The sequence below is a fragment of the Sphingomonas sp. SL1004 genome (assembly GCF_057815015.1).
The window spans coordinates 4,110,167-4,131,347 of record NZ_JBYMUX010000001.1 but is presented as its reverse complement, the minus strand read 5'-3'; the positions used below and the strand labels follow the sequence as shown (position 1 = coordinate 4,131,347).

Here is a 21,181-nt window from a genome sequence, read left to right as displayed (position 1 = left end):
CCTGTCGAAAGGGCAAGATAAGCCTTCGGAACCGGCATTCAGCGGGGCACGCGCAGCCCTACGCCAAACCAGGTGCAGGACCCGCGAATGTCGATCGACCCCGTGCCAAGCTCTACCCCGAGCGCGCCCCTCGTCATCGCAGCCGCACTCTGTCTCGCCTCGCTCGCGCTCTTCTGGCCTGGCATCGCGATGTACGACACCGTCGCGCAATATCGTCAGGTTCTGTCGGGCATGTACGACGACTGGCATCCCCCGGCGATGGCGCGGGTCTGGGCGTTGCTGGCGCCGTTAGCCCCCGGCGCGACGCCGATGCTGGTCCTGCAACTCGCCACCTATTGGCTCGGCCTCGGTCTGATCGCCGGCGTTCTAGCCCGCACCGGACGCAGCCGTAGCGCGCTCGCGATCCTCGTCACCGGCGCGCTGCCGCCGTTCCTCGGCTGGCAGGGCGTCGTACTGAAGGACGCACAGCTCGTCGGCGCATTGCTCGCGGCGATCGGCATCGTCAGCTGGTGGCGCCTCGCTGGCCGCCCCCTGCCCCGCGCGATGGCGCTCCCGGTAATACTGCTGCTGGCCTATGCGGTCCTTGTCCGCGCGAACGCCGTCTTCATCGTCGTCCCACTGGTGGTAACCCTTGCCCCCCGCCCCGCCCATCCGTTCGCCAAACTTACCACCGGGCTCGCCGCGATCATCGCCATTCTGGGTATCGCACCGATCGTGAACCATCAGCTGCTCCACGCGCAACGCAGCGGTGTCGAGGCGACCCAAGCGCTGTACGACATCGCCGGCATCGCCGCCCGCACACCGAACGGTGACACCACGGGCCTGACACAGGCCGAATCCGCCACGGTGATCGCCCGCCATTGCGCAAAGCCATTCTTCTGGGATCCGCTTGGCGACGACGCGCACTGCGGAACGACGATGGCGCGCCTGAAAATGCTGCCGACCGCAACCCTCTACGTCACGCTTGCGTCCGCCGCCCTGCATCACCCGATCGCCTATGTGACCCATCGCATGGCGCATCTGAACTCGACCGATCGCTGGCTCGTCCCGTTCCGCTGGCCGAGCGCCGCACCGCCCGTAGCGTCGGAGCCCAACACGATCGACCTCGGCAGTCCCAACGCCGCCGCTGGCGCCTGGGAACACCTGACCGCCGTGATCGTCGAGACACCACTCGGCTGGCCGATCGCCTGGATTATCGTGGCGATTACTGCGCTGGCCGCCTGCATGGCACGCCCGCGCGATGCGATCCGTCCCGTTGCAACCGCGCTGCTGGTATCCGCGCTGGCGCTGGAGGCCAGTTTCGCGGCCCTCAGCATCGCCTCGGACCTGCGCTACCACTTGTGGCCGATGATCGCGACCGCGGTGGCTACGGTCCTGCTTGCGGACCGGGCCCCACCGCGGCGAACTCTAGTAACCGGGGCGGCGGCTCTCCTGCTAGTGATCGTCACCGGCGTGGCAGCGCGCGTCGCCCTGCCACTGCCGCCACAGACCTACGCCGGCATGCTCGGCTAAAGCGCGCTTACCGCCGCCGACGGACTTTCCTGCGCGGATACGACACGGCGTCATAATATTCGGTGGTCGTGGTGGTCGTCGTCGTCACCGGCACGGACTGCACGATCACCGTCGTCGAGCTGGCCGGGTACGCGCTGCCGCCCGTGGTCGTCACTGTCGTCACGCCGTCCGGGGAGACCCAGCTGCCACCGGGCGCAACTGTATAATTGCGTAGTTGCCGGTTATCCCCACCATAGGGCTGCACCGGATAATCGTGGGGATAAGCGGGCGGCGGCGATGCATAATCCGCGGCGTAGGCAGGCGGTGGCGGATAGCCTGCGCCATATCCCGAAACCGGCGGCGTACGACGTCCGCGATCCTCGTGCTTGTCGATCGCATAGCCGGCCGCCGCGCCGACGCCCGCGCCGATCAGCGTGCCGCCAAGGCGGTTGCCGCGCCCGGCGATCACGTTGCCCGCAACCCCGCCGGCAACCGCACCGATCGCTGCACCGCCCAGACCATTATCATGCCGCGGCGGGCGGCGATCGTCATAGGGAGGGCGATCGTCGTGAGGCGGCGCATAGCCGCGCTCGCTCGGCCCACCATAGACTGAGTCGTTGGTCGCATAATCGCGCGGACTGATCGACGCGTAGCCACCCGAATCATAGCGATCCCAGTCGATATCGCTCGCGGTATCGAAGACCGATCCGCGTGAATCGATCAGCACCGCGTCATCATAATAGCGCGCCCAATTATATCCCTGCGGCGGTTGCGGGAGACCGTAATTCGACCAGTCCCCGACATAAAAGCGCGGCGCGTTCCAATAGCCCGGCACCGCCCAACCGCGGTGCGGGGCACGGTATCCGGCCCAGCCGCCGGGAGCATTGGCACCGCCCCACCAGCGACCACCGATCTTGCTGCCCCAGCGTGGCGGGCGGCGACCGCCTGCCTGTTGGACGCCTGTTGGCTGCGATGAAGTATGGATCACGGGTGGACTGGCGGCGATCGGACCGGGGCGCCGGGGGTTCGCCATCGGGGCCTGCATCACCGCGCCGGGTACGCCGTAACTCGCGCCCGGCTGCTGCTGCGCGTCCGCTGCACCACCGCTTGCCAGCGCTAGCCCTGCGCCCGCGATCAAAAAGCCCCGCATGTCCGTCTCCCTGGTTTCGCCGCCCTATCCCGCGCAAACGCAGGATGTCTTAACGCGTTGCTTACCAAAGCTGCGAGGGAGTCTCCAGCGATCGTGCTGTCCCGAAATGGATCGAGTCTTAAAGCCGCTGGCCAAGCATCGCCGCCAGCGCCTCGCACCCCGCCGCGTCCTCGGCGTCGAACCGTGCCGGTTCCGGGCTGTCGAGATCGAGTACCGCGATCAGGGTATTGTCCTTCATCACCGGCACCACCAGTTCCGATCGGCTCGCGGCATCGCAGGCGATATGCCCCGGGAACGCATGCACGTCCTCGACCAGCTGCGTCGTCAGCGTCGCGGCGGCGGCACCGCAGACGCCCTTGCCGACGGCGATGCGGATGCAGGCGACCTTGCCCTGGAACGGCCCGAGCACGAGTTCGCCCCCGTGCGCGTCGGGCACCAGCCGGTAGAACCCCGCCCAGTTCAGGTCGGGCAGATATTCCCATACGAGCGCCGCGGCATTGGCCATGTTGGCGATCGGATCGCGCTCGTCCGCGGTCAGCGCGTCGAGTGCGGCGAGAAGATCGCGGTAGAGATCGGCTTTGGTGCCGGCGGCAATGTCGAACTGGTACATGAGTCTTCCTTGGTCGGCATCTTGATGGAACTAGCACGCTTCAAAATCCGTCATCCCAGCGAAAGCTGGGCTCTCCATGTTGGCGCCCGCTGCCCGTTCCTCAAGGATACCCCAGCTTTCGCTGGGGTGACGGGCTTTGCGACGGGATAGCCGGGAGGAGGGATGGCCGGGCAGCGATCCTCAATCGTCGCGGACCTTCCCCCGCCCCGCTTTCACGCCGCTCCGCACCTTCTTCGTATCGACCCGCCTTGCCTTTGCCGCCTTGGACGGCTTGGTCGCGCGGCGTGCCTTGGGGACGATCGTGGCTTCCTTGATCAGCGCGACGAGGCGTTCGCGGACTTCCTGGCGGTTGAGCAGTTGCGAGCGTGAGCCTTCGCTGCGTAGCACCAGCACACCGTCGCGGGTGAGGCGCGATCCGGCCAGCACGGCGATGCGGTTCTTCACCGCCAGCGGTAGGCCGGGCGAGAGGCCGACGTCGAAGCGCAGGATCACCGCGCTGTCCGTGGTGTTGACGTGCTGACCGCCGGGACCGCCCGAGCGCGTCGTGCTCTCGATCAGCTCGCTGTCGTCGATCGAGATCGATCGGGTGATCGGGATCGCGACCATCGGCCCCTGCCCGCTCAGTCGTCGGCGGAGTCGGGCGTCGTTACCGCATCGGCAGCCGGAGCGACGCCGGCAACCGGAGCAGCCTCATCTGCGAACCCCGCCTTGGCGAACCGCTCGGGCAATGGCGCTTCGGCGAGCACATCGGGCTTGCCCGGGCGCGGCACGATCAGACGTTGCGCGTGGAGCATCATGCCGAGCCCGTCCGCCTTGCCGTACACGCCGTCGCCGACCACCGGTGCGCCGAGGCCACTCGCGGCGTGGACGCGGATCTGATGCGTGCGGCCGGTCTCGGGGAGGAACTCGACCAGCGAACGCCCGTCCTTGATCTCGAGCACACGCCAGTTGGTGCGCGATTTCTTGCCGTTCGGATCCTCGACCATCCGCCAGCCTGTCTCGGCAGTGCTGACCTTGCCGAGCGCCATCTCGATCAGGCCGGACGTGCCTTCGACCACGCCGTCGAGCAACGCGACGTAGCGTTTCGAGACGAGGCCCTGCTCGAACGCCTGCTGCAACCGGGCATGCGCCTTGGGATTGCGTGACAGGAGCAGGCAGCCGCTCGTGTCGCGGTCGAGCCGGTGCACGGCCTTGGGCCAACGCTGGAAGCCGAACTTCAGGCTTTCGAGATGATTTTCGAGGCTCAGCGAGCCATCGCGGGGCGGATCGACCGGCAGCCCTGCGGGCTTGTCGATCACCAGGGCCTCGCCGTCGAGGAAGAGTACGCGTTCACCATGCATGGCGCCGCCCTTGCCATCATTAGCGCCTGCGTGCCAGAGCCCGCGTCGATGTTGCACCGCACACTGGCTCTCGCACTCCTGTTCGCCCCGACCGTGGCGGAGGCCCAGTTGTGCGAGGGGCAAAGCGCGGCGATCTCCTCCGACGGGCGCGCGTTCGGGCATTTGCCGTATGGCGACGCGCCCGAAAGCGAACTCGTCACGCTGCCTTCGGCCTATTCTGTGGGCAACCCTTGCGTGGTGCGCGCCGACATCTTGCCCGATCTGTTGCGGCTATTTGCGGCCGCGCAGGGCGATCCTTCGGTAATGGGTCAACTCCGCGCGTTGTCGTGCCAGCGGTCGATCGCCCGTCAGCGCAACGTTTTCTGTCGCGGCGAGACGAGCAGCCCGGCCGACCGCGCGATCTCGGTCGCGCCGCCGGGGTATAGCGAGCATTCGACCGGCTACGCGCTGGATTTTGCGGTGCGTCCTGCGAACGGATGTCCCGATGCGGAGGCCTGCATGGCCGCTACGCCTGCGGCGCGCTGGCTGCGGCTGAACGCCCCGCGGTTCGGGTTCGAGCAGAGCTTTCCCGGTGGGAACAAGCAGCATGTGAAGTGGGAGCCGTGGCACTGGCGCTGGGTCGGCGCGAGCGAGAGTGCGCCTGGGGCGGCGAAGGCCCGGTTCGTGTTCGCGCGGGGTCGGCGGGAGTATCCGGCGGATCCGGGGGTGTTGCCGCTGGTCGTGAAGGTGACGGTGCAACCGCCGGTGCCGGTGGCGCCGGTTGTGGTCGTGCCGTCGAAGAAGAAGCGACGGTAGTTGACGTAAACGCCTCGTAGCAACGCACATCGCTAGCGACGGCACCACCCCGGCGAGGGCCGGGGCCCAATTGGGGGACGCCGACGACGTAGTGCGGCGCTCCCTTACTACCACCTTACCAATTGGGCCCCGGCCTTCGCCGGGGTGGTTGATTTTGGGAAGGCGCCTGAGAGTGACGATCCGATTGGCTGCAAGGCCACCAATCAGTGCAGCACGGGTGCGCCGGGTCGCACCACGCCGTCGCGCAGCGCGTTGTCGTACAATATCTCGGTTTCGAGCTTCACCTGGGTCGCCAGCCGATCGAGCATCGAATCCGCCTGCTCGCCAAATGCCTGCCAGTCGTTGGGCATGATGATCGGCAACCAGCGGGCGATGAACGTCTTCCAGTCGGACCGCAGGATGTCGAGATCCTCTGCCATCATCGCGATCGTATCAGCCGAATAGCGTGCGCCCATCGCGACCGCGGTGCGATCGATCACTTCGTCCTCGACACCGAGATGATCGGCAACCGAAACGGCAAGCTCGATCAGCTTGCGCGACGCGGCCATGCTTTGCGTGCTCGGCTCCTGCGCCATCATGGCGAGCGCGACGCACTGGTTGGCGATCCGCTCGTGATCGTCGATCAGTCGCGACCAATTCGCGCGATCCTCTTCGGTCATTACCCGCATGTCGAAATTCTCGCTCATTTCGCCGTCCAGTCCTCATCCATGTTAGACGTCGCCCTGCGATCGCATTACCGGCCCGACGCCGCACCGGGATATAGTTGATCGGCCATCGACGGAGTGCCGAAACAACCCAACAACCCGTCGCAACGACCTATCACGGCACCCTTTGACATAACGCCGTGCCACGCCTATATCCGCATCTCACCACAGCATCCGGGAAATGACATGCCGTCGCGCAGCGTGTCGATCGTATTGGATACCGAGGTTTCATACGCTGAGAGCCGCCGCACCTGATGCGCGCGGCCTTTTTGCGTGAACGTGCGTCCCGCTTGGGGGTTCCCAAGCACGAAATTACGACTGATCCGTCAGTTTTTATAGGGCGAAACAAAACCTATGGCTTCCAAGGCGATCGACCACGGCACTGCTAAGCGCCGTATCCGCAAGGTTTTCGGCAACATCCACGAAGTCGTGCAGATGCCGAACCTGATCGAAGTCCAGCGCGAGAGCTATGAGCAGTTCCTGCGCTCCGACAAGTCGATCGGCCACGTCTCGGGTCTCGAGAAGACGCTGCGCAGCGTGTTCCCGATCCAGGATTTCGCCGGCACCGCCTATCTCGATTTCGACGACTACGTCCTTGAGCCGCCGAAGTTCGACGTCGAGGAATGCCGCCAGCGCGGGATCACCTACGCCGCGCCGATGCGCGTCACGCTGCGCCTGACCGCGTTCGAGGTCGATCCCGATACCGAGGCCAAGTCGGTCATCGATATCAAGGAGCAGGACGTGTACATGGGCGACATGCCGCTCATGACCGAGAACGGCACCTTCTTCATCAACGGCACCGAGCGCGTCATCGTTTCGCAGATGCACCGTTCGCCGGGCGTGCTGTTCGATCACGATCGCGGCAAGACGCACGCGTCGGGCAAGTATCTGTTCGCCGCGCGCGTGATCCCGTATCGCGGTTCGTGGCTCGATTTCGAGTTCGACGCAAAGGACATCGTCAACGTCCGCATCGATCGCAAGCGCAAGCTGCCCGTCACGGCGCTGCTCTATGCGCTCGGCATGACGTCGGAAGAGATCCTCAACTATTTCTACAACCGCGTGACGTTCGTCCGCGGCCAGGGTGGCTGGATCGTTCCGTTCCAGGTCGAGAACTGGCGTGGCCAGAAGCCGATGTTCGACATCGTCGATGCGAAGACCGGCGAAGTCGTGTTTCCGAACGGCCAGAAGATCAGCCCCCGCGCTGCGAACAAGGCGTTCAAGGACGGCCTCACCGACCTGCTGATCCCGACCGAGGAAATCTTCGGCCGTTATTCGGCCTACGACCTGATCGACGAGTCGACCGGCCGCATCTACATCGAAGCCGGTGACGAAGTGACCGCCGAGAACCTCGAACTGCTCGACCAGGCAGGCATCGAGCGTCTCGACCTGCTCGACATCGATCACGTCGCGACAGGTCCTTGGATCCGCAACACGCTGAAGGTCGACAAGGCCGAGGAGCGCGAGCAGGCGCTGTCCGACATCTACCGCGTAATGCGTCCCGGCGAGCCGCCGACGCTGGAGACTGCAGAGGCATTGTTCTCGGGTCTGTTCTTCGATCCGGATCGCTACGACCTGTCGGCCGTCGGCCGCGTGAAGCTCAACATGCGTCTCGACCTCGACGTCGAGGACACCGTGACGACGCTGCGCACCGAGGACATTCTCGAGGTCATCAAGACGCTCGTGAACCTCAAGGATGGCAAGGGCGAAATCGACGATATCGACAACCTCGGTAACCGTCGTGTCCGTTCGGTCGGCGAGCTGCTCGAGAACCAGTACCGCGTCGGCCTGCTCCGCATGGAGCGCGCCGTGAAGGAGCGCATGTCGTCGGTCGACGTCTCGACCGTCATGCCGAACGACCTGATCAACGCGAAGCCTGCGGTTGCCGCGGTCCGCGAATTCTTCGGCTCGTCGCAGCTGTCGCAGTTCATGGATCAGACGAACCCGCTGTCGGAAGTCACCCACAAGCGTCGCGTGTCGGCACTTGGACCAGGTGGTCTGACGCGTGAGCGCGCTGGCTTCGAAGTCCGCGACGTTCATCCGACGCACTATGGCCGCATCTGCCCGATCGAGACGCCGGAAGGCCCGAACATCGGTCTGATCAACTCGCTCGCCAGCTTCTCGCGCGTCAACAAGTACGGCTTCATCGAGACCCCGTACCGCAAGGTCGTCGACCACAAGGTCACCGACGACGTCGTCTATTTGTCGGCAATGGAAGAGGCCAAGCACACGATCGCGCAGGCCAACGCCGAGCTCGATTCGTCGAACGGCTTCGTCGAGGAACTGGTGTCGTCGCGTCAGGCTGGCGAATTCCTGATGGCGCTCCCCGACAACATCACGTTGATGGACGTTTCGCCAAAGCAGCTCGTCTCGGTCGCCGCATCGCTCATTCCGTTCCTGGAAAACGATGACGCCAACCGCGCGCTGATGGGCTCGAACATGCAGCGTCAGGCCGTGCCGCTCGTCCAGGCCGAGGCGCCGTTCGTCGGCACCGGCATGGAAGAGACGGTTGCGCGTGACTCAGGGGCCGCGATCTCGGCAAAGCGTGCGGGCATCGTCGATCAGGTCGACGCGGCGCGTATCGTGATCCGGGCGACCGGCGAGATCGATGCCGGCAAGTCGGGCGTCGACATCTACACGCTGATGAAGTTCCAGCGCTCGAACCAGTCGACCTGCATCAACCAGCGTCCGCTGGTGAAGGTGGGCGATGCGGTCCGTGCCGGCGACGTGCTCGCCGACGGCCCGTCGACCGAGTTCGGCGAGCTGGCGCTGGGTCGCAACAGCCTCGTCGCGTTCATGCCGTGGAACGGCTACAACTACGAGGATTCGATCCTGATCTCCGAGCGGATCGTGAAGGACGACGTGTTCACGTCGATCCATATCGACGAGTTCGAGGTGATGGCTCGCGATACCAAGCTCGGACCTGAGGACATCACGCGCGACATCCCGAACGTCGGCGAGGAAGCGCTTCGCAACCTCGACGAGGCGGGCATCGTCTACATCGGTGCAGAGGTCGAGCCGGGCGATATCCTCGCCGGCAAGATCACGCCGAAGGGTGAATCGCCGATGACGCCGGAGGAGAAGCTTCTCCGTGCGATCTTCGGCGAGAAGGCCAGCGACGTGCGCGATACGTCGCTTCGCCTGCCACCGGGCGTGTCGGGTACGGTCGTCGACGTTCGCGTCTTCAACCGTCACGGCATCGACAAGGACGAGCGCGCGATGGCGATCGAGCGCGAGGAGATCGAGCGCCTGAAGAAGGATTCGGACGACGAGCGTTCGATCCTGAACCGTGCGACCTGGTCGCGTCTTCGCGAGATGCTGCTCGACCAGACCGCCACCTCGGCGCCGAAGGGCGTCAAGAAGGGCGTCGTGATCGACATGGATCTACTCGACAGCGTCGACCGCCACGAGTGGTGGAAGTTCGCGGTCGCCGACGACAAGGTCCAGAGCGATCTGGAAGCGGTCAAGATCCAGTACGACGATGCAGCCAAGCTGATCACGGACAAGTTCCACGATCGTCGCGAGAAGCTGGAGCGTGGTGACGAGCTGTCGCCGGGCGTGCTGAAGATGGTCAAGGTGTTCGTTGCGGTGAAGCGCAAGCTGCAGCCGGGCGACAAGATGGCCGGCCGTCACGGTAACAAGGGCGTCATCAGCCGCATCCTGCCGGCGGAGGACATGCCGTTCCTCGCCGACGGTACGCCGGTCGATATCGTGCTCAACCCGCTGGGCGTGCCGAGCCGCATGAACGTCGGGCAGATCTTCGAGACGCATCTGGGCTGGGCTGCACGTGGCCTGGGTCAGTCGATCACCGCGGCTCTCGAGACGTGGCGTGAAGAGAATCCGGACGCCAAGCCGGGTGCGATGCCGGAGGCGGTCCGCGATCGCCTCAAGACGGTGTACGGCGAGCAGTATCACGCCGAGATCGACGCCCGCACGGGTGACGAGATCGTCGAGCTCGCCAAGAACCTGAAGGGCGGCGTGCCGATGGCGACGCCGGTGTTCGATGGTGCCCGCGAAGCCGACGTCTCGGCGATGCTGGCGCTGGCGGGCCTCGACACGTCGGGTCAGTCGGACCTGTTCGACGGCCGCACCGGCGATCAGTTCGATCGCAAGGTGACGGTGGGCTACATCTACATGCTGAAGCTTCACCATCTGGTCGACGACAAGATCCACGCACGGTCGATCGGGCCGTACAGCCTCGTCACGCAGCAGCCGCTGGGTGGTAAGGCGCAGTTCGGTGGGCAGCGCTTCGGCGAGATGGAGGTCTGGGCACTTCAGGCCTACGGCGCGGCGTATACCTTGCAGGAAATGCTGACGGTGAAGTCCGATGACGTGGTCGGCCGCACCAAGGTCTACGAGGCGATCGTCAAGGGCGACGACACGTTCGAGGCCGGCATCCCGGAGAGCTTCAACGTGCTCGTCAAGGAAATGCGCTCGCTCGGCCTGAATGTGGACCTGAAGCAGTCGGAGCCCGGCTTCGACAGCGACGGCATCCAGATCGCGGCGGAGTGAATTTACGGCTAGCGTGGCGGAAATGGTAGACGCACGACGGAGTGGTCGAGGATGCAGGTTCGAAACCTGCCGCTAGCCAACGTAAATTTCGCTGGAAATTTTCTCCCAAACGGGAACTGAAATATGAACGAGATGACCCCCTTCGCCAATCCGGTCGCCAAGACCGAGACGTTCGACCAGATCCAGATCGGCATCGCGTCCCCGGACAAGATTCGTTCGTGGTCGTTCGGCGAGATCAAGAAGCCCGAGACCATCAACTACCGCACGTTCAAGCCCGAGCGTGACGGCCTGTTCTGTGCGCGCATCTTCGGTCCGATCAAGGACTACGAGTGCCTGTGCGGCAAGTACAAGCGCATGAAGTACAAGGGCATCGTCTGCGAGAAATGCGGCGTCGAGGTTACCGTCTCGAAGGTTCGCCGCGAGCGGATGGGCCATATCGAGCTCGCCGCGCCGGTCGCGCACATCTGGTTCCTGAAGTCGCTGCCGTCGCGCATCGGCCTGCTGCTCGACATGCAGCTGAAGCAGCTCGAGCGCGTGCTGTACTTCGAGGCGTACATCGTGATCGAGCCGGGCCTGACCCCGCTCGAGAAGTACCAGCTGATGACGGAGGACGAGCTCCTCGACGCGCAGGACCAGTATGGCGAGGACGCGTTCTCGGCCGGTATCGGTGCCGAAGCGGTCCGCATCATGCTCGAATCGCTCGACCTCGTCGGTGAGCGTACCGCGCTGCTCGAAGAGCTCGCGGTCACCAAGTCCGAGCTGAAGCCCAAGAAGATCATCAAGCGCCTGAAGGTCGTCGAGAGCTTCATCGATTCGGGCAACCGCCCCGAGTGGATGATCCTCGAGGTCGTTCCAGTCATCCCGCCCGAGCTGCGCCCGCTGGTGCCGCTGGACGGTGGTCGTTTCGCGACGTCGGATCTGAACGATCTGTATCGCCGCGTGATCAACCGCAACAACCGCCTGAAGCGCCTGATGGAGCTTCGTGCGCCGGACATCATCGTCCGCAACGAGAAGCGCATGCTCCAGGAGGCCGTCGACGCATTGTTCGACAATGGTCGCCGCGGTCGCACGATCACGGGCGCGAACAAGCGTCCGCTGAAGTCGCTGTCCGACATGCTCAAGGGCAAGCAGGGCCGCTTCCGTCAGAACCTTCTCGGCAAGCGCGTCGACTATTCGGGTCGTTCGGTCATCGTGACCGGTCCTGAGCTGAAGCTGCACCAGTGCGGCCTGCCGAAGAAGATGGCGCTCGAGCTGTTCAAGCCGTTCATCTACGCACGTCTCGATGCGAAGGGTCTGTCGATGACCCTGAAGCAGGCGAAGAAGTGGGTCGAGAAGGAGCGCAAGGAAGTCTGGGATATCCTGGACGAGGTGATCCGCGAGCATCCGGTCATGCTGAACCGTGCGCCGACGCTTCACCGTCTCGGCATCCAGGCGTTCGAGCCGGTATTGATCGAGGGCAAGGCAATCCAGCTTCACCCGCTGGTCTGCTCGGCGTTCAACGCCGATTTCGACGGCGATCAGATGGCCGTGCACGTCCCGCTGAGCCTCGAGGCCCAGCTCGAAGCGCGCGTCCTGATGATGTCGACGAACAACATCCTGTCGCCTGCCAACGGCAAGCCGATCATCGTTCCGTCGCAGGACATGGTCCTCGGTCTCTATTATCTTTCGATGATGAAGGAGAACGAGCCGGGTCAGGGGATGCTGCTCGGTGACATGGCCGAAGTGCATCAGGCGCTGAACGCTCAGGCGGTCACGCTGCACACCAAGGTCATCAGCCGCGTTCCGCAGACCGACGAGAAGGGCAAGCAGTACCTCAAGCGGTATGAGACGACCCCGGGCCGCATGCTGCTGGGCGAGTGCCTGCCGCACAGCCACAAGGTGCCGTTCGATACCGTCAACCGCCTCCTCACCAAGAAGGACGTGGGCGACGTGATCGACGAGGTCTATCGTCACACCGGCCAGAAGGAGACCGTGCTGTTCGCCGACGCGATCATGTCGCTCGGTTTCCGCCACGCGTTCCGCGCCGGCATCTCGTTCGGCAAGGACGACATGATCATTCCGGACGCCAAGGTTGGTCTGGTCGACGACACCAAGGCGCTCGTGAAGGACTTCGAGCAGCAGTATCAGGACGGTCTGATCACGCAGCAGGAGAAGTACAACAAGGTGATCGACGCCTGGAGCCGTTGCGGCGACCAGGTCGCGAACGCCATGATGGACGAGATCCGTGCGGTGAAGGTCGACGAGGAAACCGGCCGTGAAAAGCCGATCAACTCGATCTACATGATGGCGCACTCGGGTGCTCGTGGTTCGCAGGCGCAGATCAAGCAGCTTGCCGGCATGCGCGGCCTGATGGCCAAGCCGTCGGGTGAAATCATCGAGACGCCGATCATCTCGAACTTCAAGGAGGGCCTGACCGTCCTTGAGTACTTCAACTCGACCCACGGCGCTCGCAAGGGCCTCGCGGATACGGCGTTGAAGACGGCGAACTCGGGCTACCTGACGCGTCGTCTGGTCGACGTGTCGCAGGATTGCGTCATCATCGAACCGGATTGCGGCACCACGCGCGCACTCGAAATGAAGGCGATCCTTCAGGGTGGTTCGACGATCGCAAGCCTCGGCGAGCGCATCCTCGGTCGTACGACTGCGGAAGACATCGTCGATCCGAAGACCGGCAAGGTCGTCATCCCGTCGGGCACGCTGCTCGACGAGCCGATGATCACGACGATCGAAGGCCTCGGCACGCAGTCGTGCAAGATCCGCAGCCCACTGGTCTGCGAGTCGAAGATCGGCGTCTGCGGCAAGTGCTACGGGCGTGATCTCGCCCGCGGTACGCCGGTCAACATCGGTGAAGCTGTCGGCGTCATCGCCGCGCAGTCGATCGGTGAGCCTGGCACGCAGCTGACGATGCGTACGTTCCACATCGGTGGTGCGGCGCAGCTCAACGAAACGTCGAACCTCGAGGCGCATGCCGACGGTACGGTGCAGTTCCGCGATCTGCGTATCATCGTCGACCAGCGTGGCCGTCGCGTGGTGCTCAGCCGCTCGGGCGAAATCGCGATCGTCGACATGGACGGCCGCGAGCTCTCGGTCGATCGCATCCCCTACGGTGCGTACGTGCTGTTCGACGATGGTTACATCGTGTCGCGCGGTGATCGGATGGCCGAGTGGGATCCGTTCACCATGCCGGTGATCACGGAGAACCCGGGCACGATCAAGTATGTCGACCTGATCGAGGGCAAGACGCTCACCGAGCAGACCGACGAAGCCACGGGTATCGCCCAGCGCGTCGTGATCGAATATCGTGCGGCGACCAAGTCGAAGGAGGATCTGCGTCCGCGCATGACCCTGCTCGACGAGACGTCGGGCGAGACCGGTCGTTACATGCTGGCGATCGGCGCGACGTTGTCGGTCGAGGATGGCGCACAGGTGTTCGGCGGCGACGTCGTGGCCCGTGTCAGCCGCGAGAGCGCCAAGACGCGCGACATCACCGGTGGTCTGCCGCGTGTTGCCGAGCTGTTCGAAGCACGTATCCCCAAGGACTCGGCGATCATCGCCAAGATCTCGGGCCGCGTCGTGTTCGGCAAGGACTACAAGGCGAAGCGCAAGATCGGCATCCAGCCCGAGGATGGCGGCGACGTCGTCGAGTATCTGGTGCCGAAGTCGAAGGTCATCGACGTCCAGGAAGGCGATTACGTCAAGCGCGGCGACAACCTGATCGGCGGCTCGCCCGATCCGCACGACATCCTCGAGACGATGGGCATCGAACCCCTCGCCGAGTATCTCGTGTCGGAAATCCAGGAGGTCTATCGTCTCCAGGGCGTGAAGATCAACGACAAGCACATCGAGACGATCGTTCGTCAGATGCTGCAGAAGGTCGAGATCACCGACGGCGGCGACACCACGCTGCTGAAGGGCGAGCAGGTCGATCGCGAGGAAATGGACGCGACCAACGAGAAGCTCGAGAAGAAGCAGACCCGCGCACAGGGCAAGCCCATCCTGCTCGGCATCACCAAGGCGTCGCTGCAGACCCGCAGCTTCATCTCGGCGGCATCGTTCCAGGAGACCACCCGCGTCCTCACCGAGGCAGCGGTCCAGGGCAAGCAGGACATGCTGATGGGCCTGAAGGAGAACGTGATCGTCGGCCGGCTCATCCCGGCAGGCACCGGTGCAGGCCTCAACCGCCTGCGTGTCGTGGCCAACAGCCGCGACGCCGCGATGCGCGTCCAGCAGCGCAAGATGGCGGAGGTGTCGATCGTGGCACCGATGTCGGCTGCCGACGAGCACGCCGCCGAACTCGCGCGTAGCCCGCGTGATGCAGGCGGCGTCGGTGAGGACCCGCTCGCAGCGGTCGTCACCTCGGGCACCGGCACCGACGCTGATGCCGGCGAGTATCTGAACGAAGCCGAGTAATCGGTTTCGTCAGACGCTCAGGCGCTGACTAAGGAAAAGGCCGCCGTCCGGGATACCGGGCGGCGGCCTTTTTGTGTTTGGCGGTCGGCAGAGCGTCTTCACGCTGGATCATGGTTCAGCGCAGCGCACCCTTTCTTGTTCTCCCGCGAAGGCGGGAGTCCAGACTGTTTCCCCGCCTTCGCGGAGAAACACGCTACCTTTCGACCGCGATGCATCGATAGGAGATTGGAACCGGCCAACCGATCACATCTGCTCAAGCTTGGGATCGACGCCGAGAACCTGACCCATGGGTCGGTCTTAGTCGGTCGCGATCGACGTCAACCGTAGCGTAGCGGCGTCCAACACCGCCGGGTCAAATCGATCGGGATGCCGAAGCGCTATCGCTTCGAAGGTCAAAGCGGGCATGTCGCGTGCGATCAGCATAGCGAAACCCTCGGACGGCTTCGTGCTGGATATCAGGTCCCTGACGGTATTCAGCTCGCCGACACGCGTGATCTTTTGGCGTGTGCGCGCCAGCCGCGTAGTCTTGCCGCGTTCGACAGTAAGCGTGCCTTCAAGCGCGTGAATACTTTGCCATACGTCATATTCCAGTGTTCCGGAGACGTCCGACGGCAGGGTGGCATAAAGCTTGAGGTCGGCGGCGCGCGCGACATCCAGCGCCCCCTTGTCCCGAGCATTCTTGGCGATCTGTCTCAGGCTCTTCGCGTCGGCACAATTCTCGATGAGCTTCAAGGCGCGCTCTGTCACGATATCGGGCATATGGCGGTTCCCCTATTGATGACGAGCGAGCCTACCGCTCGCGTTTGATCATCTGGCGGATGATGACGCCGTAAGAGAAACATTGGCAAGATGATGTCGGCGTCGCCGCGGAGGAATGCGGATCGCCCGTCCCCCATGAACTCTTCGTCATGAGCAGACCGACGGTTGCCGAGCGGCCGTCCGGGGGCTAGGCGAACTGCCGATGCGGTCGGCATACCATTCTTCGTCGATCGACACGCGCGGCGCTGCGTGGCGGCGCAGTAGTGCTTTGGCACTGACGATCGTTGCGCATATCTTCATCATCCTGCTGCTCATGCAACTGGCGCCTTCTTTGCGGACATCGCCGTTGGCGCAGCGCAACCCCGTCACGTTCCAGATGCTGCCGGATCGCGGTGCTCCGGCGCCGGCGCAGCATGTGCCATCACCTGCCACGGCCAAACCGGCGAGCCGCGGGGACCGATCGCCTCTCCCCGCCCCGCCCCGTGTCCTGGCGGACGCGAAAAATGCGCCTCCGCCGCCGCCGGGGAAGTTGACGCTGCCGATCGAACTGCTTGGCGGCGGCGAACTGTTCAAGGCAGCCGATGTCGCCAAGCTGCCGGTTCATCCCGAGGATCGTCTGGCCAAGGTCGAGAAGGACAAGCCGATCGTCCGCACGAAAGCAGCCGCGATCATCGGGCCGGGAGACGGCCCGAATGGCGGACCGATGTACGATATGGCCGACTGGTACCACGTACCGACGGACGCCGAGATGAACGGCTACCTCACGCGACAACCGCCGGGCAGTTGGGGGCTGATCGCGTGCCGGGCGCTGCCCGACAATCGCGTGGACAATTGCCGGACACTTGCCGAGTCGCCGATCGGATCGGGAATTGGTCGAGCAATGCGGCTCGCGTCCTGGCAGTACCGGATCATACCGCCACAGATCGATGGCAAGAAAATGATCGGATCGACGATCCGGATCAGGCTGACCTATACCGCGGGCGGCTTTCGATAACCATTCGGAGCGCCGGGGCGCCGCCTCCACTCCTCGGCTGCACGTTAGACCTCGAAGGTGATCGACCTCTTGGGCGCCGGCGACAGCGTGCGCGCCAATGTCTCGAAGCGGGTACCATCGACCATGATCTCGTTGAACGCCGGCGGGCTGCCCCGGGTACGCTTCGACAAAGTGCCAGCGCCGATCATCCGGATCGTCTGGCCTTCGCGCTCGACCGGTACGTCGAACGGGTCGTGGACATGCCCGGACAGCACCGCGTGCGCGCCTGCCGCCGCCAGCGCGGTGAGTGCCTCGTCCCCGTGACGAGTCTTCGCCGTGCCGGTCGTACCGCCCTCGATCAGCGGATGATGCGCCGCGACGAAGATCAGATTACCCTTGGGCACCTCGGCAATCATCGCCAGCGCGCGCTTTAGCGAACCGGAGCTGACACGCCCCTTCGACCAGTTCCATCGCCACTGCGCACGCGCCGTGGTCTTCAGCGGCACGATCGTCAGGCCCGGCAGTTCCAGCGGTCGCTCGATCATCTTCTCCACAGCCGCATACCGCTGGTACGGCGCAAAGATCCGGCGGAACGGGTCCCAATAATAGGGAATATCGTGGTTGCCGACTTCCAGCGTGACGGGAACGCCCAACGAGCGGAGCCAGTCTCCGCCGCGCTGGAACTCATCCTTGGTCGCGCGCATCGTCAGGTCACCCGTCATGATGACCGCGTCCGGCTTTTCGATCGCAACCCGCTCGGAGAACCAGGCGATCGCAGCCGGGTCCTCCGCGCCGAAATGGACGTCGCTGACGTGGAACAGCTTCAGCTTGGCGGTCTCAGGCAAGTTCGGACAGCTTGGCCGGCTCGTGCATCGGGCACCCGTTGAATTTGCCGCGGAAGTCCGCCGACTGCTTGTAAGTATCCTTCCGCGCACGATTTACCCCGCCGAGCGGCTGGTGGGCGGTGATGCCGTGCCAGATACTGTACGACAGCGCATCATCGGTATGATCCGTGACACCATGCTCCCAGGAGAGCTGCGGCGGAATTTCAAGCGTCGCGACGGTCACGAACGGGCTCTCCTTCTCCTCCCAGACCACCGTTGCGTCCTCGATCGGCATCACTTCCAGATCGGTGTTGAGCTGTACGCGGAATTCCCAAATGCCGCCATGCTCGATCAGTTCGTCGCGAACCACCTCGCGCAGTGCATCCGGACGTGCCGTGATGTCGACTAGGTCGCCGGTAAGGCGGGTCAGCCCTGGCGAAACGGGGAACAGCGCGACCTTCGCGATATAGTCACCATGTCGGAATGGGGTCTGCGAATAATAGGTTTCACCCAGCGGATGGACGGGCTTGGCGCCGCCGAGCGTCTGCAATGTCGCGGATTGGCCACCGACCGCTTCCAGTGCGGACTCGACGACGCGGAATGTGGCGGACATCGCCTTCTTCACACCTTCGAACCGGTCGGTAGTCTTCGCCAACAGCTTCAGGTTCTTGGAAAACGCCTTTGCATCCGGCGCGGAAAAGGCAGGGCCGTTGACCATGATGAAGTCCTGCGTCGTATCACCCTCCGATCCCGGCAGGCGCGCGCCCTCGACGTCGAGGATCTTCAGCGCGAGACCGCGTGGCAGGCTGATGCTGTCGTCGAGGATATCGCCCGCGTTGGTCGAGATACGAATGACCGCCTCATGCGCGCCCGGGGTCGCAAAGATACCCTGCGCCAGTTCGGCAGGCAGGTCGTCGGCGACGGTAAACGTGCCGCGCGCGATACCGTGTGCCTTGGCGTGGACCGACCGTACCGCGTGGCCGTAATCCTCCGACGTCGTTTCGAGGATTTCCTGGAAAGACCCCTCCAGCGTCTTCATCGTCTCCTGCTCGTCGGGCGCGATGGTCTCGACCGTCGGATCGAAACGGACGGGTTGCTTGCTGGGCATAGGAGATCTCCACTGGGTACGCGACCCTAACCCCTTGACCGGAAAGACGTTCCGTATCCCGCCGGCGCCGTCACGTTGCAAACCAGCGCCGCGCGGCCGATGAGAGCCCGCAAAGGAGCAATCATGCGAATCCCGAACATCACCGCACCGACGATCGCCATTGCCGGTTCGTCCGACCGCTTCCCCGTCCGCCGTATCTTCTGCGTCGGCCAGAATTACGCCGATCACGCGCGCGAAATGGGATCCGATCCCGACCGGCAACAACCGTTCTTCTTCTCCAAGCCTGCCGACGCGGTCGTCGCAAACGGCAGCACGCTCCCCTTCCCCGTCCAGACCGAAGACCTGCATCACGAAGTCGAACTGGTCGTCGCGCTTGGTGCTGGCGGCAGGAACGTCGCCGCCGACGACGCTACGGCCATGATCTTCGGTGCAGGCGTCGGTATCGACCTGACGCGCCGCGATCTCCAGGCCGTCGCGAAGAAGGCCGGTCGTCCCTGGGACATGGCAAAAGGCTTCGACCAGTCCGCGCCGATCGCCGCCATCACGCCCGGCGTACCCGCTGCAACCGGCACGATCGCCTTGACGGTGGACGGCGAGACGCGCCAGTCGGGCGACCTGTCGATGATGATCTGGAGCGTGCCCGAGATCATCGCGACGCTGTCGACCTATGTCGAGCTCGCGCCCGGCGACCTGATCTTCACCGGCACCCCCGCCGGCGTCGGCCCGATCCTGCGCGGTCAGGCCGTACGCGCGACGATCGACGGGTTCGAACCGCTGCAGGTGACATTCGCCGTCTGATCCGCCATCCTCGGTTCTATAACCTAAAATAAACAGGGGGTTGCATGCCGGAAACCAGAGACGCGCGAACCGATGGCTTTCTCAGCAGGGCGAGGACCGTCGCCGCACCCGGCTTCAACCGTTGGCTGGTGCCCCCCTGCGCGCTCGCGATCCACCTGTGCATCGGCATGGCGTACGGGTTCAGCGTGTTCTGGCTGCCCTTGTCGCGCGCGATCGGGATCTCGGACCCGGTCGCCTGCCCCAACCTCTCGCTGCTCGGCGCGCTGACGACCACGACCTGCGACTGGCGCGTCAGTGATCTCGTCTGGACCTATACACTGTTCTTCGTCGTGCTCGGTGCCGCCGCCGCGATCTGGGGCGGCTGGCTCGAACGTGCCGGCCCGCGCAAAGCCGCCGTCGTCGCGGCGTTCTGCTGGTGCGGCGGGATGGGCATCGCCGCGATCGGCGTGTCGATGCATCAGCTCTGGCTGATCTGGATCGGGTCCGGCGTGATCGGCGGAATCGGGCTGGGGCTCGGTTATATCTCGCCGGTCTCGACGCTGATCAAATGGTTTCCCGATCGGCGCGGCATGGCGACCGGGATGGCGATCATGGGTTTCGGCGGTGGTGCGATGATCGGCGGACCGCTCGCCGACCTGCTGATGAAGCATTTCGCCAGCCCCACGGGCGTCGGCGTCTGGCAGACGTTCCTCGTGCTCGCGAGCGTGTATTTCGTGTTCATGATGGCCGGTGCGCTCGGCTACCGCGTCCCCGCCGAGGGCTGGGCGCCCGCCGGCTGGACTGCGCCGACCAGCGCCAAGGCTTCGATCAGCCGCTTCAACGTCGCGCTGACCGACGCGCACCGCACACCGCAATTCTGGCTGGTGTGGCTCGTCCTGTTCTTCAACGTCTCCGCCTCGATCGGGATCATTGGCATCGCGTCGCCGATGCTGCAGGAACTGTTCGGCGGACGCCTGATCGATGCCCCCGGCATCCTGTTCACCGCGTTTGACGACGACCAGAAAAAGGCGGCCGCGGCGGTCGGTGCCGGCTTTGTCGGCGCGATCAGCCTGTTCAATATCGGCGGGCGGTTCTTCTGGGCATGGTTGTCCGATCGGATCGGACGCAAACCGCTGTTCGCGACGATCCTGGTGGCCGGCGCGCTGCTCTACGGCCTGGCAGCACCAGCGCTGGCAGGCACCACGCTCGGCCTGTTCATCCTCGTCTTCTGCATACTCGCCTCGATGTACGGTGGCGGGTTCGCGACTGCGCCCGCCTATCTCGCCGATCTGTTCGGGACGAAATATGTCGGCGCGATCCACGGCCGGTTGCTAACCGCCTGGTCGACCGCGGGCGTGGTCGGGCCGTTGCTCGTCGCCAACATGCGTGACGGGCGGATCGCGGCCGGCGTACCGCGCGATCAGGTGTACCAGCCGATCTTCTGGGTACTTGCGGCGATGCTGGTCGCGGGGTTCGTCGCGAACCTGTTCGTGCGCCCGGTTGCAGCCAAGTTCCACATGGCGGCAGAGGACGCGCCGATCATCGTCGAGACGACCACCGGGGGCGCCGTTGCGGCGGAAACCGGCACCTCGCCGATCGTCGTATTCGCGTGGCTGGCGGTCGGATTGCCGATCCTGTGGGGCATCTACATGACGCTGTCGAAGGCGCTGATCCTGCTCAAGTGATACGCAACCAACCGGCCCGGCGCGGGTTGCTCCTGCTCAATCTTCA

At 64.5% G+C, this 21,181-nt stretch carries 15 protein-coding genes and 1 tRNA gene; 8 read left to right on the top strand and 8 right to left on the bottom strand.

Annotated elements, in window-relative coordinates:
• The first annotated feature begins 87 nt into the window (after positions 1–87).
• Positions 88–1,512, top strand: coding sequence for a hypothetical protein (locus AC3D24_RS19095; RefSeq protein ID WP_489032628.1), 1,425 nt, complete (start codon positions 88–90; stop codon positions 1,510–1,512).
• A gap of 7 nt (positions 1,513–1,519) precedes the next feature.
• On the opposite strand, the gene AC3D24_RS19090 is transcribed toward AC3D24_RS19095, so the two are convergent.
• From AC3D24_RS19090 to AC3D24_RS19075, 4 genes are all read right to left on the bottom strand, one after another.
• On the bottom strand, positions 1,520–2,641 hold the full coding sequence (locus AC3D24_RS19090) for an RcnB family protein (RefSeq protein WP_489032627.1): 1,122 nt from the start codon (positions 2,639–2,641) through the stop codon (positions 1,520–1,522).
• Between the two features lie 118 nt (positions 2,642–2,759).
• Entirely contained in the window at positions 2,760–3,251 is a 492-nt protein-coding gene (locus AC3D24_RS19085) for a GAF domain-containing protein (RefSeq protein ID WP_489032626.1), read from the bottom strand.
• A gap of 180 nt (positions 3,252–3,431) precedes the next feature.
• Entirely contained in the window at positions 3,432–3,857 is a 426-nt protein-coding gene (gene arfB, locus AC3D24_RS19080; protein WP_093399511.1) for an alternative ribosome rescue aminoacyl-tRNA hydrolase ArfB, read from the bottom strand.
• 14 nt (positions 3,858–3,871) lie between these two features.
• On the bottom strand, positions 3,872–4,591 hold the full coding sequence (locus AC3D24_RS19075) for an RluA family pseudouridine synthase (protein WP_489032625.1): 720 nt from the start codon (positions 4,589–4,591) through the stop codon (positions 3,872–3,874).
• Between the two features lie 48 nt (positions 4,592–4,639).
• Here AC3D24_RS19075 and AC3D24_RS19070 point away from each other — a divergent pair, with 48 nt between their 5' ends.
• Complete coding sequence (locus AC3D24_RS19070; RefSeq protein WP_489032624.1) at positions 4,640–5,386, top strand: M15 family metallopeptidase; 747 nt, start codon at positions 4,640–4,642, stop codon at positions 5,384–5,386.
• 203 nt (positions 5,387–5,589) lie between these two features.
• On the opposite strand, the gene AC3D24_RS19065 is transcribed toward AC3D24_RS19070, so the two are convergent.
• The gene (locus AC3D24_RS19065) at positions 5,590–6,072 is read right to left on the bottom strand and encodes a hypothetical protein (RefSeq protein ID WP_489032623.1); all 483 of its coding nucleotides are present in this window, start codon (positions 6,070–6,072) and stop codon (positions 5,590–5,592) included.
• Between the two features lie 372 nt (positions 6,073–6,444).
• Here AC3D24_RS19065 and rpoB point away from each other — a divergent pair, with 372 nt between their 5' ends.
• The 3 genes from rpoB (at position 6,445) to rpoC (ending at position 15,009) form a co-directional block, all read left to right on the top strand.
• Positions 6,445–10,599 carry a DNA-directed RNA polymerase subunit beta gene (gene rpoB, locus AC3D24_RS19060; protein ID WP_489032622.1) on the top strand — a complete coding sequence of 1,385 codons (4,155 nt, stop codon included), beginning with the start codon at positions 6,445–6,447 and terminating at the stop codon, positions 10,597–10,599.
• 7 nt (positions 10,600–10,606) lie between these two features.
• Positions 10,607–10,677: transfer RNA gene (locus AC3D24_RS19055), tRNA-OTHER, on the top strand.
• A 45-nt stretch (positions 10,678–10,722) separates the two neighbouring features.
• Positions 10,723–15,009, top strand: a complete 4,287-nt coding sequence (rpoC, locus tag AC3D24_RS19050; RefSeq protein WP_489032621.1) for a DNA-directed RNA polymerase subunit beta' — start codon at positions 10,723–10,725, stop codon at positions 15,007–15,009.
• 297 nt (positions 15,010–15,306) lie between these two features.
• Here the strand turns inward: rpoC and AC3D24_RS19045 are convergent, their stop codons facing one another.
• The gene (locus AC3D24_RS19045) at positions 15,307–15,768 is read right to left on the bottom strand and encodes a hypothetical protein (protein WP_489032620.1); all 462 of its coding nucleotides are present in this window, start codon (positions 15,766–15,768) and stop codon (positions 15,307–15,309) included.
• Positions 15,769–15,970: 202 nt separating this feature from the next.
• Here AC3D24_RS19045 and AC3D24_RS19040 point away from each other — a divergent pair, with 202 nt between their 5' ends.
• Positions 15,971–16,762, top strand: coding sequence for a hypothetical protein (locus AC3D24_RS19040; RefSeq protein WP_489032619.1), 792 nt, complete (start codon positions 15,971–15,973; stop codon positions 16,760–16,762).
• Positions 16,763–16,806: 44 nt separating this feature from the next.
• On the opposite strand, the gene AC3D24_RS19035 is transcribed toward AC3D24_RS19040, so the two are convergent.
• On the bottom strand, positions 16,807–17,586 hold the full coding sequence (locus AC3D24_RS19035) for a metallophosphoesterase family protein (RefSeq protein WP_489032618.1): 780 nt from the start codon (positions 17,584–17,586) through the stop codon (positions 16,807–16,809).
• Positions 17,579–18,673, bottom strand: a complete 1,095-nt coding sequence (locus AC3D24_RS19030; protein WP_489032617.1) for a catalase family protein — start codon at positions 18,671–18,673, stop codon at positions 17,579–17,581. Before AC3D24_RS19030 ends, AC3D24_RS19035 begins: the two co-directional genes overlap by 8 nt.
• A gap of 123 nt (positions 18,674–18,796) precedes the next feature.
• Between AC3D24_RS19030 and AC3D24_RS19025 the strand changes: the two genes are divergently transcribed.
• Both AC3D24_RS19025 and AC3D24_RS19020 read left to right on the top strand, forming a co-directional pair.
• Complete coding sequence (locus AC3D24_RS19025; RefSeq protein WP_489032616.1) at positions 18,797–19,471, top strand: fumarylacetoacetate hydrolase family protein; 675 nt, start codon at positions 18,797–18,799, stop codon at positions 19,469–19,471.
• 44 nt (positions 19,472–19,515) lie between these two features.
• Positions 19,516–21,135, top strand: a complete 1,620-nt coding sequence (locus tag AC3D24_RS19020; RefSeq protein ID WP_489032615.1) for an OFA family MFS transporter — start codon at positions 19,516–19,518, stop codon at positions 21,133–21,135.
• Positions 21,136–21,181: the final 46 nt, after the last annotated feature.